The 13,303-nt window shown below is 71.5% G+C and carries 13 protein-coding genes; 4 read left to right on the top strand and 9 right to left on the bottom strand.

Annotated features, from left to right (window positions below):
* Positions 1–111 precede the first annotated feature (111 nt).
* On the top strand, positions 112–561 hold the full coding sequence (locus tag EJC51_RS11580; RefSeq protein ID WP_126270996.1) for a GNAT family N-acetyltransferase: 450 nt from the start codon (positions 112–114) through the stop codon (positions 559–561).
* Positions 562–569: 8 nt separating this feature from the next.
* Here EJC51_RS11580 and EJC51_RS49145 read toward each other — a convergent pair whose 3' ends face one another.
* A complete protein-coding gene (locus EJC51_RS49145) occupies positions 570–704 on the bottom strand; it encodes a hypothetical protein (protein ID WP_020139373.1) in 135 nt (44 codons plus the stop codon).
* Positions 705–877: 173 nt separating this feature from the next.
* Here EJC51_RS49145 and EJC51_RS11570 point away from each other — a divergent pair, with 173 nt between their 5' ends.
* Positions 878–1,504 carry a class I SAM-dependent methyltransferase gene (locus EJC51_RS11570; protein ID WP_126270995.1) on the top strand — a complete coding sequence of 209 codons (627 nt, stop codon included), beginning with the start codon at positions 878–880 and terminating at the stop codon, positions 1,502–1,504.
* Here EJC51_RS11570 and EJC51_RS11565 read toward each other — a convergent pair.
* Positions 1,501–2,004, bottom strand: coding sequence for a ribonuclease FAU-1 family protein (locus EJC51_RS11565; RefSeq protein WP_126270994.1), 504 nt, complete (start codon positions 2,002–2,004; stop codon positions 1,501–1,503). The two genes, EJC51_RS11570 and EJC51_RS11565, sit on opposite strands and share 4 nt — an antisense overlap.
* On the bottom strand, positions 1,985–2,914 hold the full coding sequence (locus EJC51_RS11560; protein WP_126270993.1) for a GNAT family N-acetyltransferase: 930 nt from the start codon (positions 2,912–2,914) through the stop codon (positions 1,985–1,987). Before EJC51_RS11560 ends, EJC51_RS11565 begins: the two co-directional genes overlap by 20 nt.
* A gap of 95 nt (positions 2,915–3,009) precedes the next feature.
* Between EJC51_RS11560 and EJC51_RS11555 the strand changes: the two genes are divergently transcribed.
* The gene (locus tag EJC51_RS11555; RefSeq protein WP_165951298.1) at positions 3,010–3,378 is read left to right on the top strand and encodes a GntR family transcriptional regulator; all 369 of its coding nucleotides are present in this window, start codon (positions 3,010–3,012) and stop codon (positions 3,376–3,378) included.
* A gap of 27 nt (positions 3,379–3,405) precedes the next feature.
* Here the strand turns inward: EJC51_RS11555 and EJC51_RS11550 are convergent, their stop codons facing one another.
* Positions 3,406–4,128 carry a DUF72 domain-containing protein gene (locus EJC51_RS11550; RefSeq protein WP_126270991.1) on the bottom strand — a complete coding sequence of 241 codons (723 nt, stop codon included), beginning with the start codon at positions 4,126–4,128 and terminating at the stop codon, positions 3,406–3,408.
* 18 nt (positions 4,129–4,146) lie between these two features.
* Entirely contained in the window at positions 4,147–5,241 is a 1,095-nt protein-coding gene (locus EJC51_RS11545) for a DUF5925 domain-containing protein (RefSeq protein ID WP_126270990.1), read from the bottom strand.
* Between the two features lie 158 nt (positions 5,242–5,399).
* Here EJC51_RS11545 and EJC51_RS11540 point away from each other — a divergent pair, with 158 nt between their 5' ends.
* Positions 5,400–6,830 (top strand): GH39 family glycosyl hydrolase, encoded by a 1,431-nt coding sequence (locus EJC51_RS11540; RefSeq protein ID WP_126270989.1) that lies wholly within the window; start codon positions 5,400–5,402, stop codon positions 6,828–6,830.
* Between the two features lie 12 nt (positions 6,831–6,842).
* Here the strand turns inward: EJC51_RS11540 and EJC51_RS11535 are convergent, their stop codons facing one another.
* The 4 genes from EJC51_RS11535 to EJC51_RS11520 are packed head-to-tail and all read right to left on the bottom strand — an operon-like array spanning position 6,843 to position 13,276.
* Positions 6,843–10,691 (bottom strand): lipopolysaccharide biosynthesis protein, encoded by a 3,849-nt coding sequence (locus tag EJC51_RS11535; RefSeq protein WP_126270988.1) that lies wholly within the window; start codon positions 10,689–10,691, stop codon positions 6,843–6,845.
* Complete coding sequence (locus tag EJC51_RS11530) at positions 10,684–11,475, bottom strand: polysaccharide deacetylase family protein (RefSeq protein WP_126270987.1); 792 nt, start codon at positions 11,473–11,475, stop codon at positions 10,684–10,686. Before EJC51_RS11530 ends, EJC51_RS11535 begins: the two co-directional genes overlap by 8 nt.
* Positions 11,472–12,458, bottom strand: a complete 987-nt coding sequence (locus tag EJC51_RS11525) for a glycosyltransferase family 2 protein (RefSeq protein ID WP_126270986.1) — start codon at positions 12,456–12,458, stop codon at positions 11,472–11,474. The genes EJC51_RS11530 and EJC51_RS11525 overlap by 4 nt, the downstream gene beginning before the upstream one ends.
* A complete protein-coding gene (locus EJC51_RS11520) occupies positions 12,455–13,276 on the bottom strand; it encodes a glycosyltransferase family 2 protein (RefSeq protein ID WP_126270985.1) in 822 nt (273 codons plus the stop codon). The genes EJC51_RS11525 and EJC51_RS11520 overlap by 4 nt, the downstream gene beginning before the upstream one ends.
* Positions 13,277–13,303: the final 27 nt, after the last annotated feature.

Below are 13,303 nucleotides of genomic sequence, written 5' to 3'. Positions count from 1 at the left end.
GGTGCCGGATCCAAGAAACCGTGAAATCGCCCGCTCGGGGCGGTCGGGAACGATCTTTATGGCCCGCTTAAGGGACTGCTGAGACTGAGATCAGGTAGGTAGCGTGCGCGCATGACGAACGAGGAGATTCGGCTCGCCGGCCCGGCCGACGTGCCGAGTGTGAAGGCCGTGACCGATGCCGCCTACCACCACTACATCGAGCGCATCGGTGTGGTGCCGCAGCCCATGGAGCGGGACCACGCCGCGGCCGTGGCGGCGGGGCGCGTGTACGTCACGGGCGATCCCGTGACCGGCCTGGTGGTCGTCGAGGAGCACCCGGACCATCTCCACCTCGACAACATCGCCGTCCACCCCGACGCCCAGGGCACGGGCGTGGGGGGACGGCTGCTGCGGTTCGTGGACGCACACGCGCGTGCGCTCGGCCTGCCCGAGGTCAGGCTCTACACGAACGCGTTGATGTGGGAGAACCAGAAGATCTATCCGAAGTACGGCTACGAGGTCGTGGAACGGAGAGTGGATGGGCCGTATGACCGCATCCACTACCGCAAGCGACTGGGCTGAGGCTGCCGTCAGCCGTCCGGCCACCAGGTGCGTGCGATGTCCTTTCGCACCTCCGGACGTCCTGCGGGGCGCTCTTCGGCCTCCTCGCGGATCCGGCGGGCGTCCGTCCTCTTCAGGGGCTTCTGCACGGTTGTACGGCGCATGGCTGCCTCCTTCAAGGCCTACCGAGTTCCGCGTTCTCACGGAGGTAGACCCTTTCGGGGAGAGTTACTCATCGACGGCGATCTGTCAGTGGCGGTCATCACGATTTCGACTGACTTTCGAGCCGGCTTCCAGTGCCGTCTGATTGTCAGTGGCGGGTGCCAGTCTGGTGACCATGACCGATCACAAGGGATTCGAAGTCGACGCGGGTGCGGATGGGGTGGATTGGAATGCGCAGGCCGCTTCCTTCGACCAGGAACCCGACCACGGCCTGCGCGACCCGCGCGTGCGGGCCGCCTGGGCCGAGCGGCTGCGCTCCTGGCTGCCGGGCCGTGCCTGTGACGTACTCGACCTCGGCTGCGGCACCGGCAGCCTGTCGCTCCTCGCGGCCGAACAGGGACACCGCGTCACCGGAGTCGACAGCGCCCCGGCGATGGTGGACCTCGCCCGCGCGAAACTCGCGGGCCGTGACGCCGCGTTCCTCGTCGGTGACGCGGCGACACCGCCGGTGGGGGAGCAGCGCTTCGACGTCGTCCTCGTACGGCACGTGCTGTGGGCGCTGCCCGACCCCGGCCGCGCCCTGCGCCACTGGCGGCAGCTGCTGCGCCCCGGCGGCCGACTGGTCCTCGTCGAGGGCGTCTGGGGCACGGTCAGCCCGGTCGGCATACCCGCCGCCCGCCTCACCGCCCTCGTCGAGCCGCTCGCCGGACAGGTGCGGGTGGAGCCGCTGTCCGACGATCCGGCGCTGTGGGGGAGGGCGGTGGAGGACGAGCGGTACGTGGTGGTGGCTACGGCGGCTTAGGCGAGCAGCGCGGTGAGGCCTCCCTCGGCGCGGGCCTGCTTCTCCAGTTCGTCGAGGGCGGCCACCGCGGCCGTCGCCCCCTCGGGGTCCCGTTCGGCGAGACCGCTCTCGGCGAACTCGTCCTCGTCCAGGCGCAGTACCTCCGTGCCGTCGGCGGAGCGCCACAGGTCGAGGTCGAGGTCCTCCACGACCAGTTCGGCGCCGTCGCGCACGGCCGGGCGGGTCACGTCGCAGTACCAGCCCTTGAGCGTGCCGTCGCCGGCGCGGACCTCCTTCACGGCGTACCAGCGGTCCCGCCAGTAGTGCTCCGTGAACACGTCCCCGGGCTCGAAGCGGACGAAGCCGAAGTCACGGACGCCCTCGCCCGCCCAGGGCGCGCGGACGGCGACGTGGTTGCCGTCGTCCAGCAGGAGCTCGCTCCGGTAACGGATCTTCGTCCGGCCCGCCTTGACCAGGACGACCTCCAACTCGCCCGCCCGCTCAGCCGAGTTCCCGGACATACCGCACCTCCGTCGCCGCCGTCTCGTACCCGAACCACTTGTTGATCGCGATCATCGGGCCGTTGCCCGCGTCGTTGCCGGTGACGGCCTCCGTGAACCCCGCGGCGCGGGCGCGGTGCAGGGAGTCGTTCTTGGCGAGCTTGGCCAGGCCCCGGCCACGGAAGTCACGGGCCGTGCCGGTCATGACGGTGCCGTAGCGGGAGCGTCCGTCGGTGCGGGCCAGGCTGAAGGCGGCGGGCCGGCCGTCGACGACGGCGACCGTGGTCAGCTCGTGGTTGATCAGGGGGTGGTGCCAGGTCTCCCGCAGCCAGGCCTCGTAGTCGGTGAACTCGTTGTCGACGTCGCTCGGTTCGTCGGCCACGGTCGCCGCGTCCAGCTCGAAGAGGGGGCGCGGGTCGGCCTCGAAGTCGGCGCCCGTGCGCAGTTCCACGCCCGGCGGCGGGGTCTCGAGCGGGGGCAGGGTGCCGTTCGCGAGGTCCAGGAGGAGGAAGTGCGCGGAGCGGCTCGCCCGGTAGCCGCGGCGTTCGGCGAAGGCGCGGTTGGCCGGTGCGTCCAGCACCCACGCGTACAGCCGGCTCACGCCGAGCGCGGCGAGATGCTCCTCGGCGGCGTTCACCAGCAGCGTGCCGGCACCGCGGCCGGTCCGCTCCGGATGCACGTACACGTTGACGTAGCCCTGGCCGGGCTCCGGGCTGTCGTACACGAGGCCGACCTGCGCGGTGCCGATCACCTCGCCGTCCTCCTCCGCGACGAGGGGGCGGTAGTGGGCGTCGGGATGCATGTGGGTCAGGTCGTAGGCGAGGGAGTCCGGGGAGTACAGCATGAACGGGAGGGCCAGGTCACGGACCCGGACATAGGCCTCCAGGTCGGCTCGGGCGTCGGCGCGGAGCTCGCGCACGGTCACAGTCATGTGAGCGGACGCTACGGGGCGGGCGGGCCGGGCTGCCTCCCATTTTCCGGCGGGCTTGCGGCGGGGTGACGGGGCGGTGCGGAAGAATCGGGGGCGTGACCTTGAAGATCGACATCGACGACAGCGCGCCGCCGTACGAGCAGGTGCGGGCGCAGATCTCCGAACAGGCGCGGTCGGGGGCGCTGCCGGTCGGGTACCGGCTGCCCACGGTGCGTGGACTGGCCGAGTCCCTGGGGCTCGCCGCGAACACCGTGGCCAAGGCGTACCGGGCGCTGGAGAGCGACGGGGTGATCGAGACGCGGGGGCGCAACGGGACGTTCGTCGCGGCGGCGGGAGCGGCCGCGGAGCGTGAGCTGGCGTCGGCGGCGCAGGCGTACGCCGAGCGGGCGCAGCGGCTGGGCGCGGACCGGGACGCCGCGCTGGCCGCGGTGCGGGACGCGGTGCGGGCCGCCTACGACGCGTAAGTCTCAGCCGCCTACGACGCGTAAGTCTCAGCGGAGCAGGGTCTCGAAGGTCCGCGCGTTCTCCACCGCCGCCGCGTTCGGGTCGTTGTTGAAGTACGCGTACACGTCCTCCCCGGCCGACCAGGTGTCCTCGACGCGGGCCGCCCAGGTCTCCAGCGACCGCCTGCCGTAGCGCGGCCAGTCCTTCGCCCGGCCCTCGTGGAAGCGGACGTAGCCCCAGTCCGTCGTCCGCCACAGCGGGGTGACCGGGCGGGCGCGGACGTCGGCCCAGCACAGGGCGGCGGAGCGGGACTCCAGGACCTCGCGGACCTCCGGCGTCCACCAGGACGCGTGCCGGGGTTCGACCGCCACCCGCGTCCCCGAGGGGAAGCAGGCGAGACAGGCGTCCAGGAGCCGCGCGTCGGCCTTCAGCGTCGGGGGGAGCTGGAGGAGCACCGGGCCGAGGCGGGCACCCAGCCCTTCCGCGTGGCTCATCAGCCGGTGGACCGGCTCCTCGGGGTCCTTCAGACGCTTGACGTGGGTGAGATAGCGGCTCGCCTTCACGGCGACCACGAAGTCCGCCGGCACCCGTTCCCGCCATGCCGCGAAGTTCTCGCGGGACGGCAGCCGGTAGAAGGCGTTGTTGATCTCCACGGTCGGGAAGTGCGCGGCGTACTCCTCCAGCCAGCGCCGCATCGGGCAGCCGGCCGGGTAGAGGGCGCCGCGCCAGTCCTTGTACTGCCAGCCCGACGTACCGACGTACCGGGTCATACCTCCATCAAAGCACCGTCACAGGTACAGGCCCGCGTCCACCCCGTCCCGAGGCTCCGGCAGCGCGGTCGGGGAGGTGCCCCGGCGCAGCGCGTACAGCTCCGCCAGCGTGGCGCCGTCGCGGCCGATGCCCTCTTCCGAGCCCAGCCAGCCCGTCGCCTCCGCCCGGGTCAGCCGGCCGACCTCGATCCGGGCCAGACAGCGGCCGGGGCGGACCACCGCGGGGTGCAGGCGCTCCAGGTCCTCGTTGGTGGTGACCCCGACCAGGACGTTGCGCCCCTGGCCCAGCAGGCCGTCGGTGAGGTTCAGCAGCCGCGACAGGGCCTGGCCGGCCGTGTGCTTGGCCTCGCCGCGGATCAGTTCGTCGCAGTCCTCCAGGAGCAGCAGCCGCCAGCGGCCCTTGCCCGTCGCGTCGTCCTCGCCGATCGCGATGTCCATCAGATAGCCGACGTCGGAGAAGAGCCGCTCGGGGTCGAGGACGCAGTCGACCTGGCACCAGTCCCGCCAGGAACGGGCCAGCGTGCGCAGCGCCGAGGTCTTGCCGGTGCCCGGCGGGCCGTGCAGCAGGAGCAGGCGGCCCGCGATGTCCTCCGGGGTCGTCTTCATGAGCCGGGTCATCGCGTCCGCGACCGGCGCGGTGTAGTTCTCCCGCACCTCGTCCCAGGTGCCCGCCGAGATCTGCCGGGTGGTGCGGTGCGGGCCGCGGCGCGGGGAGACGTACCAGAACCCCATCGTCACGTTCTCCGGCTGGGGTTCGGGCTCGTCGGCGGCGCCGTCCGTCGCCTCGCCGAGCACCTTCTCGGCCAGCTCGGCGCTGGTCGCCGTCACGGTGACGTCGGCGCCACGGTTCCAGCGGGAGATCAGCAGCGTCCAGCCGTCGCCTTCCGCGAGCGTCGCGCTGCGGTCGTCGTCCCGGGCGATGCGCAGCACCCGGGCGCCGGGCGGCAGCAGGGACGCACCGGACCGCACACGGTCGATGTTGGCCGCGTGCGAGTACGGCTGCTCGCCCGTCGCGAAGCGGCCGAGGAACAGCGCGTCGACGACGTCGGACGGCGAGTCGCTGTCGTCGACGTTGAGCCGGATCGGCAGAGCGTCGTGTGGGTTCGCAGACATGCCGCCATGATCCGGCACGAGCACGCCGATCGCACCCGGTTTCCGTAGTGCGTCCGGAGTGTCGGATGGGACCTTTTGCGTCCGCTCCGTCCTGTTACAGAGCTGTGCAATGACAAGACCTGCCCCAGGTGCGCATCCCGCGTCTACTGTTGCCCTTGATGGGACGTCATGGGTGGAATTCGGGGGCACTGCGGTGGCGGCTCACCGCGCTGCTCGGCGTGGGCGCGGCCGCTCTGGCCCTGGCCGTGACCCTCCTCAACACGCTGCCCGGCAACGGGGCGAGCACCGACGGCACCACGAGCAACGGCAGCAGGGCGCACGGCACGCCCACCAGCACACCGGACGCCGGGACCCCGGACGTCGGCTGGGGCTTCACCCACACCCAGCACAGCGCCGACGAGGGCAACTCCACCGCCGTCGAGCGGGTCGAGGGGCGGATCGCGGACGTCGGCGGGCTGCCGCAGAACCAGCACCTCATGGGCTGGGGCGCCGACAACCCCGAGCCGGTCAAGGGGCGTTACGACTTCGCGGACATGGACCGGCGCATCGACTTCATCCGCGCCTCCGGCTCCACCCCGGTCGTCACGCTGTGCTGCGCCCCCGACTGGATGAAGGGCGGCGAGCCGGGCGTCGGCAACACCGACTGGAGCCAGTCCGCGCTGGAGACCGCCCCGCAGCCCGCGCACTTCGAGGACTTCGCCGCGCTCGCCGCGACCGTCGCGAGGCGCTACCCGGACGTCCGCCACTTCATCGTCTGGAACGAGTTCAAGGGCTTCTGGAACGACTCCGAGGCCCGCTGGGACTACGAGGGCTACACCAAGCTCTACAACCTCGTCTACCGGGCGCTGAAGAAGGTCAACCCGGACATCATGGTCGGCGGCCCGTATCTCGTGATGGACAGCGTCGACCCGCGCTCGGAGGACGCGTCCACGACCTTCAAGGGGCCGTGGGGCGCCATGGACCAGCGCATCCTCGACGCCTTCGACTACTGGAACAAGCACAAGGCCGGCGCCGACTTCGTGGTCGTGGACGGCTCCAGCTACACCAACGACGACGAGATGCTGCCCGACGAGTTCGCGGCGACCGACAAGTTCACCGCCGTCAGCCAGTGGGTGCGGCAGCGGACCGGGAACCTGCCGCTGTGGTGGGCCGAGTACTACGTCGAGCCGGCCGACGCCCAGGACGAGCGCGAGGGCTGGTCCGAGAACCGCCGTGTCGCCGTCCAGGCCGCCGGCATGATCGCCCTCGCCAAGGGCGGCACCACGTCCGCCCTCTACTGGAACCCGGAGAACGAGAAGGGCACGGACTGCGCGGGCTGTCTGTGGACGCCGACGAACGGGACGGACGGCGGGCAGAAGCTGCCCATGTTCGACCTGGTCAGCCGGTTCGGCAAGGCGTTCGGGCCGGGCACCGACTTCGCGACGGTGTCGGTCGCCGCGGACGACGTGCCCAACGTCCGTGTCCTCGCCACCGACAAGACGGTCCTCGTGGTCAACACCCTGGACCGGCAGATCAGCGCGAAGGTCGACGGACAGCGCTTCGACATGGCGGCCTACGAGGTCAAGTGGCTCACCCGGTCCGCCGGATGAGCCGCTGCCCCCTCACTTCATCGTCAGGAACCGCTGCACCAGCGAAGCGAACAGCACCGCCAGCAGCGGCAGCGAGAACCAGAAGCTGCTCTGCAACCAGCGCAGTTGCCGCACCCCCGGCCGCACCGCGACCCGGACCACCTCACGCGCGGTCAGCAGCACGATCAGCGCCAGCGCCGCGAGCCCGCCGACCACCGACCACGGCGTCCAGGTCACCTGCGGCCCGATCGGCCCCGGGTCCGCCTTCGCGACCTTGCCCGGGGGCTGCTTGGCCAGCGCGTACATGGTGACGTCCGCGTTGACGAAGACCTTCTTCAACTCGGTCCGCTTGTCGAGGTTCTCGACCAGCCGCGGCTCCCAGGACGTCGAGTAGCCGACGTCCGTCTCCAGATACGTGACCTGACTGCGGTTGATCATCAGATACGAGTTCGGGCCCGCGTCCTTCAACGCCTTGACCAGGCTGGACACCAGCACCGGGTCGGCCGGCGCCAGCGTCGGCACGTACTCGACCTTCTCCATGTCCCGAGCGCCCCACGGCATGGCCGGCGTCACGTTGTCGACCGTGTCGTTGCTCAGCCACAGCAGGCGTACCGTCGGATCGTCGTGGGCGTACACGTACTCCATGGCGGTGACCTCGCCGGGTCTGATCCGCTCGAACGGCTCGTTGCCCCAACGGGCCACCAGGAAGCCGAACATGAGCAGCAGACCCGCCAGCACCGCGGCCATGGGCGCCAGGCTCACCCGGTCCTTGTCGCGTTCCTTCGCCGTGACGCCGGTGCGCGGGAACAGCGCGAGCCCCATGAGGAGGGCGGCGCCCGGCAGGGCGAACATGAAGACGCGCAGCGCCATCTCGCCGCCGTACGACTGCATGCCGAAGCCGAGGAACGGCACGAAGGTCAGGACGAGCAGCGAGCGCTCCCGGTAGTGGTGGTCGCGCCGCCGCCACCAGCCCCAGCAGGCGAACGCCAGCACACCGCCGGCGAGGGCCACGCGCGTGTAGAGGACGAGCTTGTGCGAGGAACTGCCGCCCTCGATACGGCCCGACACCGACGACGACACATTGCCGCCGACGCCGCCGACCCCGCCGAACAGGTCGTCGAAGTGCCCCGACCAGTACGGCTCGGCCATGAAGCCCACCCACACCGCCACCAGCACGGCGAACAGGATGGGCAGGCCGCGCAGTTCGGACCTGCCGATCAGGACGAGGGCCGCCAGCACGCCCAGCATCACGAACGGGGTGAGCTGGTGGGCCGGGACGCTCGCCGCGAACAGGCCGATGACCACCATGAGGAGGACGGCCCGCTGGCGCCGGTCGGTCGGTTCGACCTCCACCTCGCCGGGGCGCTTCTTCGTCCAGATCACGCGCGGGGCGCGGAAGTAGACGAGCAGGATCGCCGCGAAGACCAGATAGAGGAGGTAGGTGAAGCCCTGCGGGGAGAAGTAGTCCTGGCCGACCCAGCCGGACAGCACGAACACCCACAGGCCCGTCCACTTGGCCTTCCAGCTCGCCCGCATCGAGCGCACCAGCAGGAACATCGGGGCCAGGTAGAGGAGCTGGATGGCCAGCGGCCACCAGCGGATGAGCTCCGTGAAGTCCGTGACCCCGCAGGCCTGGGCGACGAACGCGGCCGCCGCGAAGAAGCCCGGCCAGCTCCAGCGGGCGTCCAGGTCGGGCACCGCCGACCCGGTCCGGTCGATGTAGTCGAGGAAGCCGAGGTGCTGCCAGGCGGTCGCGAAGCGGGGTTCCGTCTCGATCACCGCGGGCAGCGCGTGCAGGGACACCACCGTCGCGAGCAGCGCGATCAGCAGCAGCGCCTTGTGCTCGCGGTCCAGCCACAGCAGCGAGCCGAAGGCCACCACGAGCAGGCCCGCGCCGAGCAGGGTGGTCATCGGCAGCACCGAGATCAGCCCGAGCCCGCCCATCCGGTCCAGGTCGGCCTCGCCGAGCCCCAGCACGGGCACCCAGTAGAGCAGGAGCGCGGCGGTCAGCAGACAGCCGACGATCACCCCGACCCGGCTGGGGTGGAGCCGGTCACGCCAGGACAGCGGCGGGTCGGCATCGGGCTCCGGTCCCTCTTCGGGCAGGTCCGCGCCGAGCCGTACGGTGCCTTCCTCCCGTACCCCCGCCTCGGACGGCTGGGGAGGCGCGTACGGCTCGTAAGGCTCGAACGGCGCGTCCACCTCCGCCTCCGGTGTCTGTACCGGGCCCAGGGACGCCTCCGAGCCGGGTTCCCGTTCCTCCACCGGCAGCCCCACCTCGGGCAGCTTCTGCGCCCAGGTGGGCCGGTGCGGTGCCGGGCGGACGACGGGGATGCCGGTGGGCGGGGTGCCGGGGCCGGGGCGGACGTCCGGGCGGCGTTCCAGGTGGTCGAAGTCGACGTGGATGCCGAGGGTGAGGGTGTCCTGGTCGAGCGCCCAGGCCGGCCCGCGCCTGCGCGTGCCCGACGGCACCGGAGCCTCGCGCGCCCCCAGATCGGCGAGGTCGCCGTCGGGTGCCGTGTCCTCGGGGACGGCACCGGCCGGTGCGGCCCGCACGGTCTTGTACAGCTTCGGCGCGGCGATCGCCACGATCACCGCGAGCGAGGAGATCTCGGCGACGCCCGCGCCGGTCAGCCCCATGCGGGGGAGCAGGATCAGCGTCAGGCCGAGCACCAGGGCGCACAACAGACCCTGCAACCAGGCGAGTCCCGCGGTGCGGCTCTGCGCGCGCAGCACCGCGAAGTACGTCTCCATGACGACCCGCAGCACCGCGCCGACCGCGAACCAGCGCAGCAGCGGGGTGGCCGCGTCGGCGTACCCCGAGCCGAAGACGCCGAGGATCCAGGGCGCGCCGAAGAACAGCACCCCGGCCACCGGCAGCATGATCCGCGCCATCCGCCTGAGCGCCGCCCGGGTGTTGGCGGCCAGCCGCCCCGGGTCGTGCGAGCCCTCGACCGTCAGCGAGGCGCCCATGTTGATGGCGAGCAGGTTGCAGGTGCCGCCGATGGTGGTGGTGATGTAGAAGTACGCGTTGTCCTCGGAACTGACCTGCGAGGCCACGATCACCGGGACGAGATAGACCACGGCCAGCGAGAACAGCGAGCCGGTGTAGTCGCCCGCGAGGAACCGGCCGACCTCCCTGAGCGTCGGCGGGCGGGCGTGGTCCTCGGTGGCCTTCACATGCCGGGGCACCAGCCGCCGGAACACCAGCCAGCCCAACGGCAGCACGGACACCGCGATCGCCGCGACCCACGACACGAAGACACCGGCCGTCGGGATCGCCACCGCGAACGCGACCAGCAGCCCCAGCTTGACCGCGGAGAACACGGTGTTGCCGAACGGCACCCAGATGGCGTTGCGCAGCCCGGTCAGCACCCCGTCCTGGAGGGTGAGCAGGTTCCAGGCGACGACGGCCGCGATGAAGCCGAGCCCGTTCACCGTCCCGTGCAGGAAGCGGTACGAAGGACCCCACACGTCCAGCGTCAGCAGGAAGACCCCCGCGGCGAGCGCCACGAGCACCGAACTGCCCGCGTACGTACGGAAGATGAGCCGCCCGGTGGCGCGCCCGGCGACCGGGATGAAGCGGGCCAGGGCGCCGGTCAGGGTCACCGCGGTCAGCCCCGCGAGGAACTTCATCGCGGCGATCGCGGCGGAGCCCTGGCCGACCGCGGACTCGGAGTAGTAGCGGGCGGCGGCCAGCCAGAAGCCGAGACCGAGCACGGCGGAGATACCCGTGTTCAGCATCAGGGCGTAGGCGTTGCGGAACAGCTGGTTGCCGCCGGACGAGCGCCCCATGCCGGGCAGGCGCAGCCGGCGCCCCGACTGCTGGGGCGCCTCGGTCGCGGGCTCGGTCGACTCGGTGGTGGTCGTCGTGTCAGACACGGGAACGGATGGCCTTCCGGCGGACCTGGCGTGCTCTTCGGACCATGGCGTACCCCTTGGTGAACGCGCGGTCCCGGGCGAAGGTACGGGCGATGGCCCGGCCTTCGATCAAGCGCTGGAACTCCTCGGCGTCCGTACCGCGGCGCACGGTGACCCGCAGCAGCGCGTACGGCCCCTGCCGGCGCCGCGCGAGTCCGTTGCCGACGGCGAGGGCCTGGGCGTACCCCGTCTCGCGGACCTGCTCGCGGACCCGGCGGCTGGAGTAGCCGTAGGGGTAGGCGAACGAGACCGGGGCGGTGCCGAGTTCGTCGGTGACGATCTCCTTGCAGAGGATCAGCTCGCGGCGCAGGTCGTCGTCGTCGAGCTGGTCGAGCTGCGGGTGGGTGTGGCTGTGCCCGCCGATCTCCACGCCCTCGGCGGCGAGTTCCCGCACCTGCGGCCAGTCCAGCATGGTGTCCAGCGCGTGCCCGTTGTCGTGCGGGCCGCGCAGCCACGCCGTCGACACGAACAGGGTGGCGGCGAAGCCGTGCTTGGCGAGCACGGGCAGGGCGTGCCGGTGGACGCCCTCGTAGCCGTCGTCGAACGTGACCAGGACGGGGCGCTCGGGCAGCGGGCGGCCGTCGCGCCAGTGCGCCGCCAGCTGGGCCGTGGTGATCGGCGTGCGGCCCAGGTCCGCGATGAGGTCCATCTGCCGGCCGAAGGCCTCGGGCGTCACCGAGAGGTCTCGGGTGGCATCGCTCGGGTCGGTCGCGATGGCGTGGTACATGAGGATCGGCACGCTCATCCCGTTCCCCCCTCGATCGGCGCCACCTGGAACGTGGCACCCCCCTTCCGGGTCCGTACGCTCCCCACGACGTACCCACCGGCGGCCGTCAGCACCCCCGCGACGATCGCGCCCGCCCGCCCCGCGCCGCCCGGCCGGGCCAGCAGGGCGTCGCGCAGCCCGCGGGCCACCCCGGCGGGCAGCACCCGGGTGGCGTACCGGCGTTCGGACTCAAGTCCCTTGTCAGCGCCCACACTTCGAGCCACCAGCGCCTTCGACAGGCCCTCGGCGTAGGCGCGCGTGCGGAAGTACCCGAAGTGCTCACGCGCCTCGGGCACCCGGTGGTGGATCACCGCACGGTCGTCGATCAGCAGCACCGCGTCCGGTCTGGCCCGGCTGAGCCGGATGCACAACTCCGTCTCCTCGCAGCCCAGCGGCCGCTTGTCGCCGTCGCGCCCGATGCCGGTGGCGAACCCGCCGGCCGCGTCGAACGCCGTACGCCGGAACGAGGCGTTGCCGCCCAGGACGTTGCGCACCCGCACCAGGCCCCGCGGCAGGCCCTTGTAGGTGCAGCCCACCACCCAGTCGAACTCCGCCGGGAACCAGGCGGGACGGCGGCCCGACGCCCAGATCGGCAGGGTCCGCCCGCCGACCGCCATCACCTTCGGGTCGGCGTACCCGGCGGCGAAGTGGCGCAGCCAGTCGCGCTCGGCGACGGCGTCGTCGTCGAGGAAGGCGATCACCTCGCCGTGCGAGGCGGCGATGCCGGTGTTGCGGCCCGCGGACAGGCCCCGGGGGCCCGCGTTGGCGAGCACCCGTACCTCCGCGACCTCCTTGTACTCCTTGGCCAGCCGGTCCAGGAGCGCCGGATTGTGGTCGACGACCAGCAGCGTCTCCCGCGCCGGATACGACTGCGCCCGCACCGAGGAGACCGCCGCGAGGATGTCCTCCCAGCGGTCCTCGGTGTAGACGCAGATCACGACGGAGACGTCGGGACCGCTCAAGACACCTCTCCCCGGACCGAGTCGAGCAGCGGGGAGTGGTGGGCCTGGCGGCGCAGCTCACGCCGGTTGGAGCGCTCGCCGAGGATCACCTTGAGCACCCGGAACCCGTCGCGCACCGCGCGCAGATTGCTCGCGCCGTGGATGCGGAGGTACTCGTAGCTCGGTATCTCCTGCACCTTCAGGCCCGCCTTGACCACCCTGATGTTGATGAGGGTCTCGATCTCGAAGCCCGTGCAGTCGAGGTCGATCTTGTCGAGGCAGTGCCGCCAGAACGCGTTGTAGCCGTAGCAGAGATCGGTGTAGCGGGCGCCGAACTTGCGGTTGACGATCGTGCACAGCGCCCAGTTGCCGAGCTTGCGGATGAAGGTCATGTCGTCGGTGCCGCCGCCGTTGGCGAAGCGGGAGCCCTTGGCGAAGTCCGCGCCCGAGAGCAGCGCGGAGACGTAGCTGAGGATCTCGTGCCCGTCGGCCGAGCCGTCCGCGTCGACCATGACGATGATGTCGCCGGTGCACGCCTCGAACCCGGTGATCAGCGCGTCGCCCTTGCCCTTGCCGGACTGCCGGACGACCTTGACCTCCGGCCACAGCTCGCGGGCCACTTCGACGGTGTCGTCCGTGGAGTTGCCGTCGACCAGGACCACTTCGTGGATCCAGTCGGGCAGCGTCTTGAAGACGTACGGAAGGTTCTCCGCCTCGTTCATGGCGGGGATCACGACGCTCACCGGCGGCGCGATGGCCAGGTGAGTGGAGACGGGCCGGTACTTGCCGGCGGTGGACACGTCCTGGCCCGTTGCCGCAGGGCGCAGAGCTGAGCTCATGAGTCTGGTTCCCTCTCGTCCGGCTGG

The sequence above is a fragment of the Streptomyces aquilus genome, assembly GCF_003955715.1.
Classification (GTDB): Bacteria; Actinomycetota; Actinomycetes; order Streptomycetales; family Streptomycetaceae; genus Streptomyces; species Streptomyces aquilus.
This window is presented reverse-complemented; position numbering and strand designations above follow the sequence as displayed.

Excerpts from the sequence above, each read along its gene's own strand:
- EJC51_RS11580 (WP_126270996.1), top strand. The coding sequence starts at position 112 with ATGACGAACGAGGAGATTCGGCTCGCCGGCCCGGCCGACGTGCCGAGT.
- EJC51_RS49145 (WP_020139373.1), bottom strand. The coding sequence starts at position 704 with ATGCGCCGTACAACCGTGCAGAAGCCCCTGAAGAGGACGGACGCCCGC.
- EJC51_RS11570 (WP_126270995.1), top strand. The coding sequence starts at position 878 with ATGACCGATCACAAGGGATTCGAAGTCGACGCGGGTGCGGATGGGGTG.
- EJC51_RS11565 (WP_126270994.1), bottom strand. The coding sequence starts at position 2,004 with ATGTCCGGGAACTCGGCTGAGCGGGCGGGCGAGTTGGAGGTCGTCCTG.
- EJC51_RS11560 (WP_126270993.1), bottom strand. The coding sequence starts at position 2,914 with ATGACTGTGACCGTGCGCGAGCTCCGCGCCGACGCCCGAGCCGACCTG.
- EJC51_RS11550 (WP_126270991.1), bottom strand. The coding sequence starts at position 4,128 with ATGACCCGGTACGTCGGTACGTCGGGCTGGCAGTACAAGGACTGGCGC.
- EJC51_RS11545 (WP_126270990.1), bottom strand. The coding sequence starts at position 5,241 with ATGTCTGCGAACCCACACGACGCTCTGCCGATCCGGCTCAACGTCGAC.
- EJC51_RS11540 (WP_126270989.1), top strand. The coding sequence starts at position 5,400 with ATGGGACGTCATGGGTGGAATTCGGGGGCACTGCGGTGGCGGCTCACC.
- EJC51_RS11530 (WP_126270987.1), bottom strand. The coding sequence starts at position 11,475 with ATGAGCGTGCCGATCCTCATGTACCACGCCATCGCGACCGACCCGAGC.
- EJC51_RS11520 (WP_126270985.1), bottom strand. The coding sequence starts at position 13,276 with ATGAGCTCAGCTCTGCGCCCTGCGGCAACGGGCCAGGACGTGTCCACC.